Source organism: Sphingorhabdus sp. EL138, assembly GCF_945862485.1.
GTDB lineage: Bacteria > Pseudomonadota > Alphaproteobacteria > Sphingomonadales > Sphingomonadaceae > Sphingorhabdus_B.
In genome coordinates, this window is sequence record NZ_CAMAYF010000014.1 from 1 (window position 1) to 20,784 (window position 20,784).

Consider the following 20,784-nt stretch of genomic DNA (forward strand, 5'->3'; position numbering starts at 1 on the left):
GGCCCTTTTAAAAGGCAGAAGCAAACACCCTATCGCGCCGGCCGTGCCAGCATGTTTCCACGCCAGCGTTCCCATCATCCCGACCCACGTTCTAGACCGCAGCCTGCATGACGCGAATCAGATAACCTATCTGGTTATTTGTAGGAAAGCAGTTTTTGCGCGGCGCATGAAAAAGGCCCGAACCATTGCGGGTCCGGGCCATGAGTTGGATGTTCGCGGGAGGAACATCGGGAGGCGGCGGGGCGTAAAAGGAGAGGAGAGAACGCCCCGCCGCCAAGTCGTAAAACTCAATAGTTGTAAGCCCGCTCACCATGCTCGGTGATGTCGAGGCCTTCACGCTCGGCGTCTTCGGTTGGACGAAGGCCAGTGGTGAATTTCAATCCGTAGAACAGAACAGCGGAAACTATAGCGGTCCACAAAACTGTGGTCCCCACAGCCCAAAGCTGGGTGATGACTTGGCCAGCCATATCATATTCGCCGGGGATCGCCGGGAACACAGTATAGTCGATCCAACCCTGACCGCCCAAGGCCGGATCCGCCACAATGCCGACGCCAATTGCACCGACAATACCGCCAATGCCGTGGACGCCAAAGACGTCTAGCGTATCGTCATAGCCAAGCTTGTTCTTCACATAAGCGACGAACACATAGCACAGGCCCGATGCCGCAAAGCCAAGCAGGATGGAGGTCATGGGCGCAGCAAATCCGCTGGCCGGCGTAATGGCGACAAGGCCCGCAACGGCGCCGGTGACTGCGCCCAGCAAGGATGGCTTACCATGGTGGAATTGTTCAATCAGGCACCATGCCACCGCAGCCGCAGCCGTCGCAACAAAAGTGTTAATGAACGCCAGAGCGGCCAGGCCATTGGCTTCCAAATTGGAACCAGCGTTAAAGCCGAACCAGCCCACCCACAAAAGCGACGCGCCAATCATCGTCATCGTCATCGAATGTGGCGGTGTGGCTTCTTTGCCATGGCCAACGCGCTTGCCGATGATAAGGCAGCCGACAAGCCCCGCGATACCCGCGTTGATGTGCACGACAGTACCGCCCGCAAAATCCAGCGCGCCCCAGCCCCACAACAGGCCCATATCCGTTGGTGCGTCGACCAAGAAGTCGGGCCCTGCCCAATACCAAACCATATGCGCGATCGGGAAATAAGCGAATGTTAGCCACAAAACCGTGAAGATCATCAACGGTGTGAACTTGATCCGCTCTGCAAATGCGCCAACGATCAACGCCGGCGTGATGCAGGCAAAGGTCATCTGGAACACCACAAAGGCATATTCGGGGATGTAGACATTGTTGCTAAACGTCGCCGCATATGTCGTCGCATCGACCCCTTGCAGAAATAGCTTAGAGAAGCCGCCAATGAAGGCATTGCCGCTGGTGAAGGACAGGCTGTAGCCATAAGTGACCCAGACAAGCGCTGCGACCGACACGATCATGAATACCTGCATTAACAGGCTCAACATATTCTTTGTGCGGACAAGGCCGCCGTAAAATAATGCCAAGGCTGGGATCGACATCAGCAGTACCAAAGCGGAGCTGATCAGCATCCAGGTCGTATCGCCCTTGTCGACCATGCCAGCCATTTGTTCGACCGTTGGGGCCTTAATCGGGCCGTCGGCAACAGCGGCTATGGTCGCAACTTCCGCCACAGCAGCGCCAGCCGCCGCCGCGCCGTCGGCTGCTTTCTCTACAGCCTCCTGCGCAAAGGAGGGCAAGGCGGCGAACATTGTCGCCCCCGCCGCGCCCAAAAATTTCAGTGTCTTTGACATTATCTGGTTCCCCTAGCTTGATGTGATCGCGTCAAAGCGCGGTTTCGTTGGTATCGCCGGTGCGGATGCGTAAGGCACCCGCAAGATCGAATTCGAAAATTTTGCCATCGCCAATCGCGCCCGTTTCGGCGGCATGCTGAATGGCCTCAATGACCGCAGGGGCTTGATCAGACGCGCATGCGACCTCAATCTTTACCTTGGGCACCATATTGGTTGCATATTCGGCCCCACGGTAGATTTCGGTCTGACCCTTTTGCCGACCAAAACCCTTAACCTCGGTCACGGTCATGCCCGACACGCCCAGCGCCGTCAGCGCCTCGCGAACCGGATCCAGCTTGTGCGGTTTAATCACGGCGATAATATATTTCATGCAGAACCCCCTGATGTTATTGCAGTGCAATATGCAAACGCCGTGCCAGAACGCGAAAATAACGCAAAAGCGACGGTCTTGGAGCATTTGGGTCATAATGCCGCGCGCCGCGGACATGATATATGCCTATTATTTAATCAGTGTTTTTTGACTGCTTAATAATTAGGCAATTAACCAATCTGCATGCTGGCCCATATCGGCAGATGATCCGACGCCTGTTTCGACAAGGCCGAAATATGACAATCGGCAGCGGTGACCGTGACCTCATGGCTGACAATGATGCGGTCAAGACATGCCACGGGGCGCGACGTGTGAAAGCTTTTGGGCGTTTGCACCAATCGGTGATGGTGAAAGGCCAACTCGCTCAGCGCGCCTTTGTCCGACCATTGGTTGAAATCACCCATCATGACCGTGGGCATATGTCGCGGGCTGGCATCAATGGCGGCCAATAAAGCGCGAATTTGCTTACGCCGCCACAGGCCCGACAAGTCAAGATGCACACCAATCACGCGCAAGCTATGCCCGTTTACGGACAGTTCCGCCATCACTGCGCCGCGCGGTTCCAGCGTGGGCATGTCGATGGGCTGGGCATGACGCACCTCAATGCCCTTGCGCAATAATATCGCATTGCCGTGCCAGCCAATGGCGGCGGGGCGAAAGTTCAACGGCACGGGCACATAAGGCGAATCCGCCTCCAGCATCGCCAAGGGTATCGCGCTGACGCGCGCGCCAAAGCGGCGGTCCACCTCTTGCAACGCAACGATATCCGCGTCGATTTCATTGAGCACTGACAGTATGCGCGCCGGATTGCGGCGTTGATCCAACCCCACCGCCTTGCGGATATTATAGGTCGCAACCTTGAACGCGTGGCTCATATCCGGATCATAGTGTTGGTCCGGCCATAGAGGTTTGCGGGCCGCATAAGCACCGATTAACCAGCCGTCCCGCCCACCGTCAACGCGCTGACCAATGTGGTGGGTTGCCCGACACCCGCAGGCACGCTTTGCCCCGCCTTACCGCAGACGCCAACGCCTTCATCCAGCGCCATGTCATTGCCAAGGCCAATGACCTTATTAAGCGCAGTTGGGCCATCGCCAATCAACGTCGCGCCCTTGATCGGGTCGCCCAGCTTGCCGTTCTTGACCAAATAGGCCTCGGTGCAGCTAAATACGAATTTGCCCGACACAATGTCCACCTGCCCACCGCCAAAGCTTTTGGCGAAAATGCCATTTTTGACGCGGCTCAGCAGTTCGGCGGGATCATCATTGCCGCTGCGCATGAAGGTGTTGGTCATGCGCGGCATCGGGGCATGGGCGAAACTTTCCCGGCGGCCATTGCCTGTGGGCTCCACGCCCATCAGGCGGGCATTCATGCGGTCCTGCATATAGGCGCGCAATATGCCGTCTTCGATCAGGACATTTTCCTGAGTCGGCGTGCCTTCGTCATCAATCGACAGGGAACCGCGCCGGTTTTGCATCGTGCCGTCATCGACCACTGTAACGCCGGGCGCGGCGACGCGCTGCCCGATTTTACCGGAGAATGCGCTGCTACCCTTGCGGTTGAAATCACCCTCCAGGCCATGGCCAACTGCCTCATGCAGCAAGACGCCCGGCCAGCCAGGCCCAAGCAACACGGTCATTTCACCAGCAGGTGCCGCGACCGAACGCAAATTGGTCAGCGCCTGCGCCAATGCGACGTCAATCGCATGTTCCCATTCCTGTTCTTCAAATAATTTGTCGTACAGATAGCGCCCGCCAAAACCGTAGTTTCCGGTTTCGCGGCGTTCGCCATCTTGCGCGACGATGCCAACATTGAGACGCACCAAGGGCCGGACATCAGTGGCGACAAAGCCATCGGCGCGGACGATTTCGACGACGCTCCAGCTACCCGACAGGCTGACGCTGACTTGCGCGACACGCGGGTCACGCGCACGCGCGGCGGCGTCGATTTGTTGGCACAGAGCCACCTTTTGCGCGAAAGGCACCAGCTCCAACGGGTTGCCATCGGTGTATAAATGCCGGTTGTTCTGGCGCGGTGGCGGCGCGGGTTGATCCTTAGTGGGATCAAGCAGCTTCAACGTCTCACCCGCACGGCGGATTGCGGCCTCGCTCATGTCATTGGCGTGGCTGAACCCTGTCATCTCGCCCGAAACGCCGCGCAAGCCGAAACCCGATCCGGTCGAATAATCCGCCATTTTCAGACGGCCATCGTCAAAACCAAAGCTCTCGGTCGCGCTATATTGAAGGTAAAGCTCGCCATCATCGCAGGCTTTCAACGCATCCCGTGTAATGCGCTGCGCCGCGTCGGGGTCCAGCAGGCCAGGTTGGTAAAGATAAGAACGTGGGTCTGTATAAGTCATGGCACCTATATGGGCTGGTGCGGCGGCGGTTGAAAGGGCAATTTGTATATTTGCACACCAATTCCTTCCCAGATGGTATCAAACACAATCCGCCACCCCGAAGGCAGGAATGACAAATCGGTTATCAGCCCCTAAAGCCTCCCCATGACCAAGCGATTCCAGTTTTCGATTTCCGCCAAGGATGGCAAAGCCCGCACAGGCAGCATTCAAATGCTGCGCGGCGAAATTCGTACGCCGGCCTTTATGCCCGTGGGCACCGCCGCCACGGTTAAGGCGATGCGCCCTGCCGAAGTGCGGGCGACGGGTGCGGACATCATATTGGGCAATACCTATCATCTGATGCTGCGTCCGGGCGCGGAGCGGGTGGCGCGATTGGGCGGCTTGCATCAATTTTCGGGCTGGGACCGGCCGATCCTGACCGATAGCGGCGGGTATCAGGTGATGAGCCTGTCGGCCTTACGCAAAATCACCGAAGAGGGCGTATCATTCCAAAGCCATTTGGACGGGTCGAAACATATGCTGTCACCCGAACGCTCCATGGAAATTCAGCGTCTATTGGGGTCCGACATCGTCATGGCGTTTGACGAATGTCCCGCCAATGGCGTGTCGCGGGACGAAGCCATCAAATCAATGGAGCTTTCGATGCGCTGGGCCAAAAGATCACGCGACGGCTTTGACAGCGGCGGCGAACATGCAGCGCGCGCGGCTTTGTTCGGCATTCAACAAGGGTCATTGGACGAAGAATTGCGCAAGCGGTCCGCCGATGCGCTGATCGACATTGGCTTTGACGGTTATGCCATAGGCGGCCTTGCGGTGGGTGAAGGGCAAGAGGCGATGTTCGGTTGTCTCGATTATGCGCCTGACCAATTGCCCGCCGACCGGCCACGCTATTTGATGGGCGTTGGCAAGCCCGACGATTTAGTCGGCGCGGTGGAGCGCGGTATCGATATGTTCGATTGCGTGCTGCCGACCCGTTCTGGCCGCAATGGGCAAGCCTTTACCCATCATGGCCCCATCAACATCCGCAACGCCAAATTTGCCGAAGACCAAGGGCCGATTGATGACCGCTGCACGTGCCCCGTATGCGCCACATGGACGCGGGCTTATGTCCATCATTTGATCCGTTCGGGCGAGATATTGGGCGCGATGCTGATGACGCAGCACAATCTGCATTATTACCAGATGCTGATGGCCGACATGCGCGCGGCCATTTCGGAAGGACGCTTTGCCTCGTTCGCGCACGATTTCCGGCGGGATTATCTCAAAGCATGAGCGCTGCGTCGATCAACGATGCACTGAAACGCGCGCAAACCCATAGCCCGTTCTTGGCTGGCCTGATGGATCGTAACGCGGACCTTATGCCGCTCATCCACGCGGGCGATTTTGACGCGGCGCTCGCAAACGCCCTCGCCCGCAGCGCTGTGTCTGTTGGCACGGCATTGCGGAAGCAGCGCCAAGGCGTTGCGCTTGTGACGGCCATCGCCGACCTTGCCGGAATTTGGGACCTGACGCGCGTGACGCGCATCCTCTCCGACTTTGCTGACCATGCGCTCGATCAAGCTATCGCCGCCGCGATTGAAGAACGCTTGCCGGGTGCGCCAAACCAAGGCTTTGCTGTCATCGCATTGGGCAAGCATGGCGGGCGGGAGTTAAATTATTCGTCGGATATTGACCCGATATTCCTGTTCGACCCCAAAACCCTGCCCCACCGCGAACGCGATGATGTGGCGGAGGCAGCGGTGCGTTATGGCAGGCGGGTGATTGAACTGCTCTCCGCGCTGGACGGGGATGGTTATGTCTTTCGCGTCGACATGCGGTTGCGTCCGTCGCCGGAAGTCAGCCCTATCGTTCTGCCGGTGGAGGCAGCTATCGGCTATTATGAATCGTCCGCCTTGGCGTGGGAGCAAGCGGCCTTCATCCGGTCACGGGTCAGCGCAGGCGACCGCGCGTTGGGCGATTATTTCCTAAATGCTATACAGCCGTTCATCTGGCGCAAATCGCTCGATTTTGGGCAGTTGAAGAATATCACCGCGATGACCGCGCAAATCCGCGACCATTATGCCAAGGGGCAGAAAATGGGCCTCGGCTTTGATCTGAAACGTGGTCATGGCGGCATAAGGGAATGCGAATTTTTTGCCCAAGCGCATCAGCTTATCCATGGTGGCCGCGACCCTGTGTTGCGAATCGCAGACACGCGTGCGGCCTTATCGGTGCTGGCAGCGGCTGGACCGATCAGCGCGCAAGAGGCGGAGATCTTGTCCTCGGCTTATACCCAGTTGCGGATGTTCGAACATCGCTTGCAAATGCACAGCGACCGGCAAACGCATGAGATACCCGCCAATCGCGACACCGCCGATGCTGTTGCGCGATTACATGGCCTAGCCGATGCCGACGCGTTGATTGCGGCGATTGCGCCGATCACGGCGCAGGTGGCAGCCATCTATGACCGCATGGTCGATGCAGGGGGTAGCGAGGGGCCGCGTTTGGCGGACGAAGGTCTACCGCTGGAGGAACAGCTCACTGATCTCGGCTATGCCGACCCTGCCGCTGTGATGCAGCGATTGGCCCGATGGCGCAGCGGCAAAATCCGCGCGATTCGTAGCCCATCGGCGCGCGATGCCTTTGAGGCCGTGTTGCCCGCGATCATGGCGGCATTGGCGCAAGCACCCGATTCGGACCGCGCCATCGCCCGTTTCGACAATATGATTGAGGCGATGCCCAGCGCGATAAACGTCTTCCGCTTGCTGGAGGCGCGACCCGGCCTTGTGCAACTGGTCGCGGATATCTTAAGCTACGCGCCGACTTTGGCCGACGATCTGGGCCGTCAAAGCCGCTATCTCGATGCGTTGATTGATACCAGCGCCATGCATTTGCCCGGCGACGTATCGGCATTGCAGGACGCGATGCAGCGCCGGATTGGCACCGCCGATTATCAATCCACCCTCGACATCGTCCGCGATTATGTCGGCGAAAAACGCTTTGCGCTGGGCGTGCAGTTGATTGAGGGACGCAGCGATGCGCTCGACATATCCCGTAGCTATGCCCATCTGGCCGAAGCATCTTTGCAGATGTTGACGGCCGCAACAGTGACCGAATTTGAAAAAGCACATGGCACAATAAAGGGCAGCGAACTCATCATTCTCGCTTTAGGCAGGCTGGGTGGTGAAGCGTTAACGCACGCATCGGACTTAGACATCATCCTGCTGTTCACGGGCAACCATCTGGCAGAATCGGATGGGCCGCGCAGTCTTGGCGCAACGCAATATTTCAACCGGCTGGCGCAACGGGTGATTGCGGCAATGTCCGTGGCAACCGCTTCGGGTGCCTTATATGAGATTGATACACGCCTTCGGCCATCGGGTGCAGATGGGCTATTGTGCGCGTCGGTCAAAAGCTTCGATCAATATCAACGCGAGAACGCATGGACGTGGGAGCATATGGCGCTCACTCGGGCACGCGTACTTTTTGGATCAGCCGGCGCGCGCGGCCAAGTCGCCGACATCATCCGCGATGTTTTGCATACACCGCGCGACACCGAGAAGTTGCGCCAGGATATTGCAACGATGCGCAAGGACATGGCCGCGCACAAGCCGCCAAAAGGTGCGCTGGATGTAAAGCTGTTGCCCGGCGGATTGGTAGATATGGAGTTCATCATCCACGCGCTGCAGTTGGAAACGCATGATGGCATGCAACCCCAGCTTGGCTCCGCGATTGATGCGTTGGTCGCAGCGGGGCACCTGCACGCTGACTTTGTCAAAGCCTTTGCCTTGATGGCGCGGTTGTTGGTCATGGTGCGCCTGATCGCGCCGGATTGCGCAGCGCCGCCCGAGGCGGCACAAAAGCTGATTGCGCACAGCTTAGGCTTTGACGATTGTGATGGATTGATGGACGCACTTAGGGATTATCGCGGGGTTGTCATGACCCAATGGCAGAGCCTATTTGGCCCACGCGATTTTTGAAAAGGAACGACACATGACCGATGTTAACGACACGCTGCCCAACGTGACCGTCGCCGATAGCGCAGGCAATCCGGTCAATCTGGCCGAGCTTTCCGGGCCGTTCGTGCTCTATTTCTACCCTAAGGCGGACACGCCCGGTTGCACCAATGAGGCGAAGGATTTTACAGAATTAGCAGCTGAATTTGCGGCGCTGAACTGCCCCATTTACGGCATGTCAAAGGACAAGCCTGCGAAGCTCGCCAAATTTGCCGCGAAATATGCGCTAAAGGTTGATTTGCTATCGGACGAAGCGAGTGATGCCACTGAACAAATGGGCGCTTGGGTCGAAAAATCCATGTACGGCAAACTCTATATGGGCATTGACCGGTCGACCTATCTGGTCGGTAAGGACAGCAAAGTGGCGCAGGTCTGGCGCAAGGTGAAGGTCAAAGACCATGCAGCGGAAGTCTTGGCTGCGGCGAAGGCTTTATAGGGTCACGCCCCCGAAAGGGACTTCGAACATGCAGCACGCATAAGCCGAATCCCTTTCATCACCTGCGGCGCGGCCGGAACAAATCGGCGCTGGCCGCGTTAAAAACATCGATAAACCGTCATTTTGTCAGGCGCCATAGCCTCAATTCAACGACTCAACGCGTTTGAGCGGCGGCTTGTCCCGCGATTATTCCACAGAACTTGCATTCATGTGAGCCATCGGACACCACCCTTTTATTAAGAAGTGGGCAGATTATCTGCCTTGGGTAATTTCGGGGCTGCGCCAAAATCGGTGCGGATCGCAACAAAAGGTAACGAAACACATGGTATCCAGCGCTTTGGCTTCGTGCCAATCACTGATCCTGAAAGCTGCCTCTGCGATTGGCATCTTGGTCGCTGTTGCCGCCGCAACGCCTGCTGTTGCAAATTCGTCCGCCGCTTCCTCCGACACTTTCCGCATTTCCCCCGAAGATTTGAAGGCAAACCAAACCGCGCTCGGCGTTTCGGACCCTGAATTTCGCGCATTGAACGACAGCTGGGGCAGCATCAACGGTGCCGTTAACAAGGTTGTCGTTGCCGTTCCTTCGATCAACCCTGTTGAGACCATGAAATTCTCCAGCGGTTTCGGCTTTCGTAATGCCCCCACACGTGGCGCCAGCCGCAACCATAAGGGCATCGACATTCCTGGTCCTGTGGGCACGCCCATTTTTGCGACCGAAGACGGCATCATCGGCCGCGCCGAATGGGTTGGTGGCTATGGCAAATTTGTTGAAGTCAACCATGGCAACGCGGTGCAGACCCGTTATGGCCATTTGTCGGCGATGAACGTGACCCCCGGCCAACGCATCCGCAAGGGCGACATTTTGGGCTATATGGGTTCAACTGGTCGCTCCACCGGAAGCCATCTGCATTATGAAGTGCGCATCGCTGGTGAAGCGATCAACCCAATTGCCTTCCTCGCTCCACAGCCATCAGACCCAACTGGCGCAAAATTCTTGCTTGCCTCAAAAACTGCTGATAGCAAAGCCATTGGCGGTCCTGCTGAAGGTGAGTAAGCGGACAGGCTAACGCATCACCTTTGGGAGAGGGTGTAATCTTGGGGGCTGGCATGGGATACTTTGCCGCCCCTTTTCTTTATGTGCGGCATGGCCTACATGAGCTTTATGACCGATACTGAAGTCATCTCGATGACCCCCAACGCCGCGCGCCGCGTGGCCGAAATTGCCACCAAATTGGGCAAAGATCCTGTGCTGCGCCTGTCGGTTGAAGGGGGCGGCTGTTCGGGCTTTCAATATCGCTTTGGTTTGGCCGACTCGATTGAGGCCGACGACATTCAAGCGCAAGGTGACGGTGCATCGCTGGTTATCGATCCCATGAGCCTTGATCTCGTGCGCGGGTCTGCTGTGGACTTCGTAGAATCGCTTGGCGGCAAAAGCTTCAAGGTGACCAACCCGCAAGCCCAAGCGGGTTGTGGCTGCGGATCCAGCTTTTCAGTTTAGGCGGGCGTGGCCCATTAACGCCACAGTTAACTCCACACACAACTTCACCCTGAACTCGTTTCAGGGTCCATTTCGCCGATCAGCTCAGGTCTTTGCTGCACAATGGATGCTGAAACAAGTTCAGCATGACGTAAGGGTGAGAAAGTAGGTTCAGTGTGAAAGCGTATTGCGCTACGAGGCCTCATGCGTATTGCGACTTACAATATTAACGGCGTCAAGGCGCGCCTGCCCCGATTGCTCGAATGGCTGGAGGAAACGCAGCCCGACATTGCCTGTTTGCAAGAGGTGAAGTCGCAAGATGAGGGCTTTCCCATCGCCGACTTTGAACGCGCTGGCTATGGCGCGATCTGGCATGGGCAAAAATCGTTCAATGGCGTCGCCATCCTCGCCAAAGGCGCGCAACCGATTGAGGCGCAGCGCACTTTGCCCGGCGATCCCTTGGACGAGCATGCCCGTTATTTGGAGGCCGATATTTTTGGCATCCGCGTCGCGAGCATTTATTTGCCCAATGGCAACCCGCAACCCGGCCCCAAATTTGACTATAAGCTGGCATGGATGCAGCGGTTATTTGCCCGAGGGGCAGAATTGCTGGCGGCGGAAATCCCTATGGTTCTGGCAGGTGACTATAATGTCATCCCACATGCACATGATATCTGGGCGCCGGCTGCGATGTTGGACGATGCGCTGCGTCAGCCTGAGAGCATAGCCGCCTATCGCGCATTGCTTGGTCAAGGCTGGACCGATGCGCTCGCCACACATTATCCGCATGGCGGCGTGTGGACCTTCTGGGATTTTCAGGCCGGCGCATGGCAACGCGACCATGGCTTTCGCATCGACCATCTGTTGTTAAGCCCCGCCATAGCCGACCGCCTCCATAGCTGCGGCGTCGACAAGGAGCATCGCGGACGGGAAAAGGCGAGCGACCATGCCCCGACTTGGGTGGAACTGGCAGATTAAAACGGATATTGTAGCACTCGCTACATTTTCTTATAAGGACGCTTCCAGATTTAGGAGCCGAACCATGACTTTGTTCCGTATATTTCTTGTCACCATCATTGCCGTTATCGGTGCCTACACCGGCATTGTCATCACGAACCATGGCATGGGGCTATATCCAATATTTTTCGGCGACATTGCGGATATGACATGGCGCGGGCAGTTTAACCTCGACTTTTTGGGCTTCCTTATCATGTCTGGCGCCTGGGTCGCGTGGCGGCATGCATTTTCGGTGGGCGGTCTAATTTTGGGATTTGCGGCGTTCAACCTTGGCGCACCGTTTTTGGCGGCTTACCTGCTTGTCGAAAGCATCCGAAATAAAGGCGACAGCGCCGCCATTTTATTGGGCAAAGCACGGGCCGCAAACCGGCGTTAAAGCGCCTTGGCGTTTACGTCATCCAACCCAATGCTTTTCAGAAACAGCATGCCTTCCATGCTGACCAGCAGGCGCGCGGCATCTACTTCCAGTTGCTCCGCGCTGTCCGCTTTTAACTGCATTTTGCCCCAGTCCAGAAAACCACGGCCAATCTGTTCGCCGACGCCACGATAAAAGGCATCCCCCATCGCCGCACGCGCCGCAACCTGAAGCCAGATGCGCATATACGGCCATAACGCGTCCTCAAACAAAAGCGCGGATAATTGGCGGCGCAGTTCCTCCAGCGGCAATGGCGCAGACGCGGTCCGTTCGGACATCAGCGCCACCAACCGCGCCGAAATTTGCTCTAGCACCGCGGTGATAATCTCCGCCTTGTCGGTAAAATAATAGAGCAGCATCCGGTCGCTCGTCCCCGCCGCCTTAGCCAATGGACGCAGGCTCGCCGCCGACAATCCCTCTGTCAGGACATAATCGGTCAATCGCTGGATAATCTCCGCGCGGCGGGTGTCGTTTTTGGTCACGCGCACAGCATAGCGCGTCAAAGGCAAAGGTGGCAACTGGACAGCACGCGCCAGTATCTCTATCGGCAGACCATGCCAGAATCCAAAACACAAGCGCGCCCTTCGGACTCCATCCTGATCATCGATTTCGGATCGCAAGTCACACAGCTTATCGCCCGCCGCGTGCGTGAAGCCGGCGTCTATTCCGAAATCGCCCCATTCAATAATGCCGAGGCGGCGTTCGCGCGGATGCAGCCAAAGGGCATCATCTTGTCGGGTGGCCCAGCGTCCACCACGCAGGCCGGCTCGCCGCGCGCGCCGCAAGTCGTGTTCGACAGCGGCCTCCCCATTCTTGGCATTTGCTATGGCCAGCAAACGATGATGATGCAGCTCGGCGGTCATGTTAGCGAAGGTGATGGGGGCGAATTTGGCCGTGCGTTTATTGAGGTCGAAAAACCTTGCGCCTTGTTCGATGGCCTTTGGCAGACGGACGAAAAGCATCAGGTATGGATGAGCCATGGCGACAAGGTGACCAGCCTTGCCCCGGGCTTTGAAGTTGTCGCCACCAGCGATGGCGCGCCTTATGCCTTTATCGCCGACGAAGCGCGGCAATATTATGGCATTCAATTCCACCCCGAAGTCGTGCACACCCCCGATGGGGCAAAGCTGATCTCCAACTTTGTGCATAAGGTCTGCGGGCTGGCTGGCGATTGGACGATGGCGGAATTCCGCGCAACGAAAATCGCCGAGATCCGCGCGCAGGTCGGCTCCGGCCGCGTTATTTGCGGTCTTTCGGGCGGCGTCGATAGCTCGGTCGCCGCGATCCTGATACATGAAGCCATTGGCGATCAACTCACCTGCGTCTTCGTCGACCATGGCTTGCTGCGCATGAACGAACGCGCACAGGTCGAAACGCTGTTTCGCGACCATTATAATATCCCGCTTGTTGTTGTGGACGCCGAAGAACGCTTTATGGCGGGCCTATCCGGCGTCACGGACCCCGAAAAGAAACGCAAATTCATCGGCGGCGAATTCATCAACGTCTTTGAAGAAGAAGCGAAGAAAATCGGCGGCGCGGATTTCTTGGCGCAAGGCACGCTCTACCCCGATGTGATCGAAAGCGTCAGCTTCACCGGCGGGCCATCGGTCACGATCAAAAGCCACCATAATGTCGGCGGCTTGCCCGCGCGGATGAATATGCAACTGGTCGAACCCTTGCGCGAATTGTTCAAGGATGAAGTCCGCGTTCTGGGCCGTGAGCTTGGCCTGAACGACCAGTTCGTCGGCCGCCACCCCTTCCCTGGCCCTGGCCTTGCGATCCGCATTCCGGGCGAAGTGACCAAGGAACGTTGCGACGTGTTGCGCAAGGCGGACGCGGTCTATCTCGAAGAAATCCGCAATGCGGGTCTATATGACGCGATTTGGCAGGCATTCGCCGTTCTCCTCCCCGTCCGCACCGTGGGCGTGATGGGCGATGGCCGCACCTATGACAATGTTTGCGCCTTGCGCGCGGTGACCTCCAGCGACGGCATGACGGCGGACATTTATCCGTTCGAAAGTGCCTTCCTAAGCCGTGTCTCTACGCGCATCATCAATGAGGTGAAGGGCATCAACCGCGTGGTGTATGATTACACGTCGAAGCCACCCGGAACGATTGAGTGGGAATAAGCGGTAAACCGAAATGCCTAGCCCGCTGTCACCCGCGCAGATAAGCGAGATCGTCGAAATGGCGCTGTCCGACCATATCAGCTTCACCCAGATTTCGGCGCAGCACGGAGTCACGCCCGACGAGATTAAAGTCATCATGCGCACCGAATTAAAAACCGGAAGCTATCGCGCATGGCGCAAGCGTGTCCGCGATTTCGGTGACCGACGCGCGCATTATAAATGATATCCATGGCACATAACGGACCCAGCAAATGACCTTAACTCTCTACGGCATCCCCAATTGCGACACTGTCAAAAAGGCACGCAATTATCTTGAGGCGCGCGGCCTGAGCTATCAGTTCCACGATTATAAAAAGGCGGGGGTGACGGCGGCGGACTTGGAACGCTGGAGCGACGTTGTTGGCTGGGAAAAGCTGCTCAACAAGGCGGGCACCACGTTTAAGAAGCTGTCCGATGCCGATAAGGCCGACATAGATGCGGCCAAGGCGATTGCGTTGATGGTCGCCAACCCGTCGATGATCAAACGGCCGGTAGTTGAGGGCAGCAAGACTTTGCTCGTCGGCTTTAATCCAACCGAATGGGACGCGCTTTTGTCGCAGAATTGAAACGTCGCGGGAGCAAAGGGGCATTATGAGACACCTACACACCCTCTTGATCGCCACCCTCTTATTGTCGCCCTTCTCCATTTCGGAAAGCCACGCCATGGAACAACCGCTTGAAGGCAACGTCATCGTCATCGCCCATCGCGGCGCGAGTGGCGAGCGGCCCGAACATACGCTGGCCAGCTACCGCCTCGCGATTGAACAGGGCGCCGATTATATTGAGCCGGACTTGGTGCTGACCAAGGATGGCGTTTTGGTCGCGCGGCATGAGAATGAGATTTCGGAAACCACCGACGTTGCGGACAAGGCGAAATTTGCCGACCGCAAAACCACCAAGACCATTGATGGCCAGAAAATAACGGGCTGGTTTACCGAAGACTTTACCCTCGCCGAATTGAAGACGCTGCGCGCGAAAGAACGTCTGCCGCAATTGCGTAAGGCCAACATGGCCTTTGACGGGCAGTTTGAGATACCGACCTTTGACGAAGTCCTGGCGCTGGCCAAAGAGGCAAGCGGCACGACGGGTCGGACGATTGGCGTCTATCCTGAAACCAAGCATCCCAGCTATTTCACCGCTATTGGCTTGCCGCATGAGGGCCCGTTATTGGCAGCGCTCGCCAAATATGGCCATGTCGCAAAAAGCGCGCCTGTGTTCATTCAATCGTTCGAGGTCGATAATCTGAAGGCTTTGCGACCCAAGACGAAATTGCGCCTGATCCAGCTGATGGCGGAAACAGGCAGCCCGCCCGACCGCAGCGACCTGACCTATGCCGCGATGGCGACGGCAGAGGGTTTGAAAATTGTCGCAACTTATGCCGATGGCATCGGCCCCAATAAGGCACTCGTCATCCCGCGCACTGTACTCGGTAATCTGGGCGATCCGACGCCCCTTGTCGCGGATGCACATAAGGTCGGTCTTGCGGTCCACCCCTGGACATTCCGCCGCGAAAATTACTTCCTGCCATTGGCCCAAAAATCCGGCATCGATCCGCATGGGACAGGCGATTTGGACACAGAGATAAAAGCCTTCTTGGCCACCGGTGTCGACGGCATTTTCAGCGACAATGTGACAGAGGCGGTCGCAGCGCGTCAATAAGGCGGGGACTCTATTTGCTTTTGCCCACGGCGTTTAGCGGCTAAGCCATTGCGCTATGTCTACACATCCTAAAACGCTCACTTTCGATACCTCCACCAGCCGTGCGAACCCGACGCCGTCGCCTATGAAGCGCCTGACGGTGCCGCGCATCCGGCAGCAAAAGGGCAAGGAACCGCTGGTGATGTTGACGGCCTATACTGTCCGCATGGCGCAGTTGATGGACCCGCATTGCGACATGCTGCTGGTTGGTGATTCGCTGGGGCAAGTGATTTACGGCCTGCCGCACACGGTTGCGGTGACGATGGAAATGATGGCGGCGCATGGCGCGGCGGTTGTGCGCGGCAGCTATCACGCCGCTGTCATCGTCGATATGCCCTTTGGCTCCTATGAAGCCTCGCCGGAGCAGGCATTTGTTAACGCATCGCGGCTATTGAAAGAAACCGGCGCGGCAGCGGTGAAGCTAGAGGGCGGCAAAGTGCTCGCGCCCACGGTGGAATTCCTGACCTCCCGCGGCATTCCGGTGATGGCGCATGTGGGGTTGACCCCACAGGCAGTGAACATATTGGGCGGCTATGGCGTGCGCGGCAAAAGCCCGGAAGAAGCGAAATCGATTGTCGATGATGCGGTTGCCATGTCGGACGCGGGTGCTTTTGCGATGGTTATTGAAGGCGTGCTGGAACATATCGCCATCGAAATCACGCAGAAAATCGTCTGCCCAACCATTGGTATTGGCGCATCGGCACAATGCGACGGCCAAGTATTGGTGGCCGAAGACATGCTGGGCCTGTTTGACCGCGTGCCGAAATTCGTCAAAAAATTCGGTGAGATGGGTGTTGGCGTCGAAGACGCCGTGCGCGCTTATGCCGCTGGCGTCCGTGACCGCAGCTTCCCCGGACCCGACCAGCTGTATCAGCCTGTATAAAGCAGGCTGGCCTATCGGTCCGAGTCGGGCTAAGGACGGCTCTAACCAGTTTTGACTAAACAAATTCGGAGGCCCTTTTGGCTTTGACACCGACTGAAAAGCCCGCGGATAAAGACCGGAGCGGCAGTGACGAGGCATTTTTGCGTGAGGTGGACGATGCCGTCCGCGCAAGTGACCTCAGCAGTTTTTGGACACGTTATGGCCGCTGGCTTGTGGCGGCGGTGGCGGCCGGGCTTTTGGCTTTTGCTGGCTGGATCGTCTATCAGAACCAAGTGCAGGCCGCCGCAGACTTACAAAGCGAAGAATTTGTCGACGCGATGGACAAGTTGCGCGCCGGGCAAGAAAAAGAGGCGCGCGCCAAATTGGCAGTGCTCGCCAAAGCCGATCAAGCCGGATATCGCGCGATGGCGCAATTGGTGGAGGCAAATCTTCTGGGCGAAGATGGCGAAACCAAGAAGGCCATTGCCATTTATGCAAAGGTTGCAGGCGACGACAGCCTACCACAGACGTTCCGCGATCTGGCCCTTATCCGCCAAGTGAGCGCAGAGTTTGATGCGATCCCGCCGCAGCAAGTGATCGACCGGCTGAAGCCCTTGGCCACCGCTGGCCACCCTTTTTTCGGCAGCGCAGGCGAATTAACCGCCTTAGCCTATATGAAAATGGGTAAGGACAATTTGGCTGGCCCCATTTTTGCGCAGATCGCAAAGCAGGAAGACGCGCCGCAAACCTTGCGCAGCCGTGCACAGCAAATGGCAGGTGCGCTTGGTATTGATACCGTTCAGCTTGACGCAAACCGCAATGCGACATCGAAGGCTGGCGCTACCGCGGCCAAAGGAGAGTGACTTTGAAGACCCTATCCAAATTGCTTCTGGCGCTCGCCGTGACAACTTCGCTTGGTGGCTGCGCCGTCCTTGACGGTGTGCGTGGTGATGCCGGTAAGAAAAACAACACACCAACCGTCGGCGCACGCGTTAGCATCTTGGGTACAGAGCGTGACACCGAAGTCGATGCGTCCTTGGTGGATGTAGCCGTCACCTTACCGCCCGCGTCGGTTAACGAAGCATGGGCACAGCCCGGCGGTAATGCATCAAAATCGCCCGGCCATGTCGCACTTGGTCAAAACCTGACGCGCATTTGGACCGCAGATGTAACCGGCGCCAACCCGCGCGCACGCCTTGCAGCGAGCCCGGTGATGAGCGATGGCCGCGTCTATGTGGTCGACACCACCGCCCGCGTTACGGCATTTGATGCGAACACGGGCGCACAAATATGGTCGAACGCGCTTGAGGTTGACAGCGACGGCAAGCCTTCCCGTTATGGTGGCGGCGTGAGTGCCACCAGCAACAATGTTTTTGCCACCAATGGCGTCGGCGATGTCGCCGCGCTTGCGGCGGACACTGGCGCGCTTGTGTGGAAAAAGCGGCCAGCTGGCCCATTGCGTGGTGCCCCGACATTGTCCAACGGCAACCTATATGTGATGACGCAGGACAACCAGATTTACGCGCTGCGCCAAAGCGATGGTGAGCCACAATGGAAAGAAGCCGGTCCTGTGGCGGCATCGGGCATATTCGGCGTTGGCGCCCCTGCCGCGGCGCAAGGCACGGTCATCGCTGGCTATTCCAGTGGTGAGCTGGCCGCCTATCGCTATGAAAATGGCCGCAGCCTGTGGAATGATACCTTGTCGCGCACCGCGATGTCGACATCGGTGTCGACGCTGACCGATATTGATGCCGACCCTGTCATCGACCGCGGCCGCGTCTTCGCATTGGGCAAAGGCGGACGCATGGCGTCCTATGAGCTGGTAACTGGCCAGCGCATTTGGGAAATCAACATTGCGGGCATTTCGACACCCGTGACGGCGGGCGAATGGGTATTCGTCATGACCGACGAAGCACGGTTGCTGAGCGTATCCCGTTCCAGCGGTAAAATCCGCTGGATTGCGAAGCTGCAGCGTTACAATAATGAAAAGAAGAAAAAGGGCCCGATGAGCTGGTATGGCCCGATACTCGCAGGCGGTCGTTTGATTATTGCCAATTCGCGTGGCGCAATCTGGACGGTGGCGCCGGAAGATGGCACCGCGACTGAGGTTGCCGACCTGAAATCCGATGTGTCGCTTGCGCCAATTGTCGCGAACAACACCTTATATATTCTGGATGATTCGGGCCGTATTTCTGCGTTTCGCGGCTAAGCCCTAAAGGAGAGTGCCGGCATGTTGCCGACGGTAGCCATTATTGGTCGGCCTAATGTCGGCAAGTCGACTTTGTTCAACCGGCTGGTTGGCAAGAAACTCGCGCTGGTAGATGACACGCCGGGCGTCACGCGGGATCGTCGTGAAGGCGAAGGCCGCTTGTTCGATTTGGAATTCACCATCGTCGATACGGCGGGTTATGAGGATGAAGATCCTGACACCCTGCCCGGCAGAATGCGGATGCAAACGGAAGCGGCAATTTCGGGCGCGCAAGTTGCCTTGTTCCTGATCGACGGCCGCGTTGGCGTGACCCCGCTTGATGAAGAAATCGCCCGCTGGTTGCGGAGCAGCTCAACACCGGTCGTACTTGCGGTCAATAAGGCCGAAGGCAAGCAGGGCGATAATGGCATATTGGAAAGCTACGCGCTTGGCTTTGGTGACCCCATTGCCATCAGCGGCGAGCATGGCGAAGGCATGGCCGACCTGTTTCAATCTTTGCTGCCGCATATTGACGGCGGCGCTTTCGAAGTGCCTGACCCCGAAGCGCCCGACGCCATTTTAAAGCTGGCGATTGTGGGGCGCCCTAATGCCGGTAAGTCGACGCTGATCAACAAATTATTGGGCGAAAACCGCCTGATTACCGGCCCTGAAGCCGGCATTACCCGCGACAGTATTTCGGTGGACTGGATCTGGGCAGACCCAAGTCCCAAGCAAGGCGAGCCCGATGAAGAGGGCAATATTCCGCCATTGCTAACCGAGCGCCGCGTGCGCTTGATTGATACCGCCGGTATGCGCAAGCGCGCCAAGGTGCAGGACAAGTTGGAAAAGCTTTCAGTCGCCGACGCGCGCCATGCGATCGACTTTGCCGAAGTGGTCGTGCTGCTGCTCGATGCGACCAAGGGTTTGGAAGTGCAGGATCTGAAAATCGCCGACCATGTTATTCAAGAGGGCCGCGCGCTGATCATCGCGATCAACAAATGGGATGTTGCGGTTGATGGCAGCGGGCTGTTCAAAGGCATTCGTGCTGCGTTGGAAGAAGGCCTATCGCAGTTGAAGGGCGTTCCGATGATCGCTGTCTCGGCCTTGACGGGCAAAGGCCTAGACCAAATGATTTCCGCCGCGTTCGATGCGCGGGAGGCTTGGAACAAGCGCGTGCCAACGGGCATATTGAACCGCTGGTTCGAAGCCGCAATTTCGGCAAATCCGCCACCGGCCCCTGGCGGTAAACGCATTAAGCTGCGGTACATGACGCAAGCGCGTAACCGTCCGCCGACCTTTGTCATCTTTGGCAACCGGACCGACGAACTGCCCGCCAGCTATGCGCGCTATTTGCTCAACGGTATCCGCCGCGATTTGGATTTTGGCGCTGTTCCTGTGCGGATCAACTTCCGCTCGTCGAAGAATCCTTTTGCCGACAATGGCTAACCGTGCCCCGATTTAAGTTCAGTCCTCTATAGGTTTTGACTGCAGCTGGACGTAGTTCTCGATGCCCATGCGCGCAATCAAGTCGAACTGCTTTTCCAGCATATCGACATGCTCTTCTTCGCTTTCCAATATGGACGCAAACAGATCGCGACTGACATAGTCGCGAACGCTTTCGCTGTGCGCTATGGCATCCTTCAACAGAGGTAGCGCTTCATATTCGAGCTCAAGGTCGGCTTTCAGGATTTCCTCAACGGTCTCGCCAATGCGCAAACGACCAAGCAATTGGAAATTGGGCAAGCCATCCAGAAATAAGATGCGCTCCGACAATTTGTCGGCATGCTTCATCTCGTCAATTGATTCGTGCCGTTCAAAATGTGCCAGACGCGAGACGCCCCAATTGTCGAGCATGCGGTAATGCAGCCAATATTGATTGACCGCAGTCAGTTCATTCTTGAGCGCCTCGTTCAAAAATTCGATGACTTTTGCATCACCCTTCATCGCCATGTCCTTTAGGTTAGGTGCGCCTATGTTAGCGCGTTAATGAATGACCGTGAAGGCGGAAAATGGCTGAAAAG

General features: G+C 57.3%; 21 protein-coding genes. 15 read left to right on the forward strand and 6 right to left on the reverse strand.

Features of this window, described 5'->3' with window-relative positions; all coding sequences use genetic code 11:
- Positions 1-287 precede the first annotated feature (287 nt).
- From Q0O33_RS07085 to tldD, 4 genes are all read right to left on the reverse strand, one after another.
- Positions 288-1,778, reverse strand: a complete 1,491-nt coding sequence (locus Q0O33_RS07085) for an ammonium transporter (RefSeq protein ID WP_295497693.1) — start codon at positions 1,776-1,778, stop codon at positions 288-290.
- A 31-nt stretch (positions 1,779-1,809) separates the two neighbouring features.
- Entirely contained in the window at positions 1,810-2,148 is a 339-nt protein-coding gene (locus Q0O33_RS07090) for a P-II family nitrogen regulator (protein WP_295445030.1), read from the reverse strand.
- 170 nt (positions 2,149-2,318) lie between these two features.
- Positions 2,319-3,023: an endonuclease/exonuclease/phosphatase family protein gene (locus Q0O33_RS07095; protein WP_295497695.1), complete on the reverse strand. Its 705-nt coding sequence runs from the start codon at positions 3,021-3,023 to the stop codon at positions 2,319-2,321.
- A gap of 56 nt (positions 3,024-3,079) precedes the next feature.
- A complete protein-coding gene (tldD, locus tag Q0O33_RS07100) occupies positions 3,080-4,507 on the reverse strand; it encodes a metalloprotease TldD (RefSeq protein ID WP_295497697.1) in 1,428 nt (475 codons plus the stop codon).
- 144 nt (positions 4,508-4,651) lie between these two features.
- Here tldD and tgt point away from each other — a divergent pair, with 144 nt between their 5' ends.
- From tgt to Q0O33_RS07135, 7 genes are all read left to right on the forward strand, one after another.
- Positions 4,652-5,779, forward strand: coding sequence for a tRNA guanosine(34) transglycosylase Tgt (gene tgt / locus Q0O33_RS07105; RefSeq protein WP_295497699.1), 1,128 nt, complete (start codon positions 4,652-4,654; stop codon positions 5,777-5,779).
- The gene (gene glnE, locus Q0O33_RS07110; protein WP_295497701.1) at positions 5,776-8,466 is read left to right on the forward strand and encodes a bifunctional [glutamate--ammonia ligase]-adenylyl-L-tyrosine phosphorylase/[glutamate--ammonia-ligase] adenylyltransferase; all 2,691 of its coding nucleotides are present in this window, start codon (positions 5,776-5,778) and stop codon (positions 8,464-8,466) included. Before tgt ends, glnE begins: the two co-directional genes overlap by 4 nt.
- 13 nt (positions 8,467-8,479) lie before the next feature.
- Positions 8,480-8,938 (forward strand): peroxiredoxin, encoded by a 459-nt coding sequence (locus tag Q0O33_RS07115; protein WP_295497703.1) that lies wholly within the window; start codon positions 8,480-8,482, stop codon positions 8,936-8,938.
- Positions 8,939-9,260: 322 nt separating this feature from the next.
- Positions 9,261-9,992 carry a M23 family metallopeptidase gene (locus Q0O33_RS07120; RefSeq protein ID WP_295497705.1) on the forward strand — a complete coding sequence of 244 codons (732 nt, stop codon included), beginning with the start codon at positions 9,261-9,263 and terminating at the stop codon, positions 9,990-9,992.
- Positions 9,993-10,100: 108 nt separating this feature from the next.
- On the forward strand, positions 10,101-10,436 hold the full coding sequence (locus tag Q0O33_RS07125; RefSeq protein ID WP_295497707.1) for an iron-sulfur cluster assembly accessory protein: 336 nt from the start codon (positions 10,101-10,103) through the stop codon (positions 10,434-10,436).
- A 183-nt stretch (positions 10,437-10,619) separates the two neighbouring features.
- Positions 10,620-11,393 (forward strand): exodeoxyribonuclease III, encoded by a 774-nt coding sequence (gene xth / locus Q0O33_RS07130; RefSeq protein WP_295497709.1) that lies wholly within the window; start codon positions 10,620-10,622, stop codon positions 11,391-11,393.
- 64 nt (positions 11,394-11,457) lie between these two features.
- Positions 11,458-11,808 (forward strand): hypothetical protein, encoded by a 351-nt coding sequence (locus Q0O33_RS07135; protein ID WP_295497711.1) that lies wholly within the window; start codon positions 11,458-11,460, stop codon positions 11,806-11,808.
- Here the strand turns inward: Q0O33_RS07135 and Q0O33_RS07140 are convergent.
- The gene (locus tag Q0O33_RS07140) at positions 11,805-12,422 is read right to left on the reverse strand and encodes a TetR/AcrR family transcriptional regulator (protein WP_295497713.1); all 618 of its coding nucleotides are present in this window, start codon (positions 12,420-12,422) and stop codon (positions 11,805-11,807) included. The two genes, Q0O33_RS07135 and Q0O33_RS07140, sit on opposite strands and share 4 nt — an antisense overlap.
- Here Q0O33_RS07140 and guaA point away from each other — a divergent pair.
- The 8 genes from guaA (at position 12,402) to der (ending at position 20,209) form a co-directional block, all read left to right on the forward strand.
- A complete protein-coding gene (gene guaA / locus Q0O33_RS07145) occupies positions 12,402-13,976 on the forward strand; it encodes a glutamine-hydrolyzing GMP synthase (protein ID WP_295497715.1) in 1,575 nt (524 codons plus the stop codon). The two genes, Q0O33_RS07140 and guaA, sit on opposite strands and share 21 nt — an antisense overlap.
- A gap of 13 nt (positions 13,977-13,989) precedes the next feature.
- Positions 13,990-14,199: a DUF2805 domain-containing protein gene (locus Q0O33_RS07150; RefSeq protein ID WP_295497717.1), complete on the forward strand. Its 210-nt coding sequence runs from the start codon at positions 13,990-13,992 to the stop codon at positions 14,197-14,199.
- 28 nt (positions 14,200-14,227) lie between these two features.
- A complete protein-coding gene (locus Q0O33_RS07155) occupies positions 14,228-14,581 on the forward strand; it encodes an ArsC family reductase (RefSeq protein ID WP_295497719.1) in 354 nt (117 codons plus the stop codon).
- Positions 14,582-14,606: 25 nt separating this feature from the next.
- Positions 14,607-15,674: a glycerophosphodiester phosphodiesterase gene (locus Q0O33_RS07160; RefSeq protein WP_295497721.1), complete on the forward strand. Its 1,068-nt coding sequence runs from the start codon at positions 14,607-14,609 to the stop codon at positions 15,672-15,674.
- 55 nt (positions 15,675-15,729) lie between these two features.
- Positions 15,730-16,596: a 3-methyl-2-oxobutanoate hydroxymethyltransferase gene (panB, locus tag Q0O33_RS07165; protein ID WP_295497723.1), complete on the forward strand. Its 867-nt coding sequence runs from the start codon at positions 15,730-15,732 to the stop codon at positions 16,594-16,596.
- 77 nt (positions 16,597-16,673) lie between these two features.
- Positions 16,674-17,438 carry a tetratricopeptide repeat protein gene (locus tag Q0O33_RS07170; protein ID WP_295497725.1) on the forward strand — a complete coding sequence of 255 codons (765 nt, stop codon included), beginning with the start codon at positions 16,674-16,676 and terminating at the stop codon, positions 17,436-17,438.
- Positions 17,435-18,784: a PQQ-binding-like beta-propeller repeat protein gene (locus Q0O33_RS07175; protein ID WP_295497727.1), complete on the forward strand. Its 1,350-nt coding sequence runs from the start codon at positions 17,435-17,437 to the stop codon at positions 18,782-18,784. Before Q0O33_RS07170 ends, Q0O33_RS07175 begins: the two co-directional genes overlap by 4 nt.
- 21 nt (positions 18,785-18,805) lie before the next feature.
- The gene (gene der, locus Q0O33_RS07180; protein WP_295497729.1) at positions 18,806-20,209 is read left to right on the forward strand and encodes a ribosome biogenesis GTPase Der; all 1,404 of its coding nucleotides are present in this window, start codon (positions 18,806-18,808) and stop codon (positions 20,207-20,209) included.
- Positions 20,210-20,227: 18 nt separating this feature from the next.
- Here der and bfr read toward each other — a convergent pair whose 3' ends face one another.
- Positions 20,228-20,707 (reverse strand): bacterioferritin, encoded by a 480-nt coding sequence (gene bfr, locus Q0O33_RS07185; RefSeq protein WP_295497731.1) that lies wholly within the window; start codon positions 20,705-20,707, stop codon positions 20,228-20,230.
- Between the last annotated feature and the right edge of the window lie 77 nt (positions 20,708-20,784).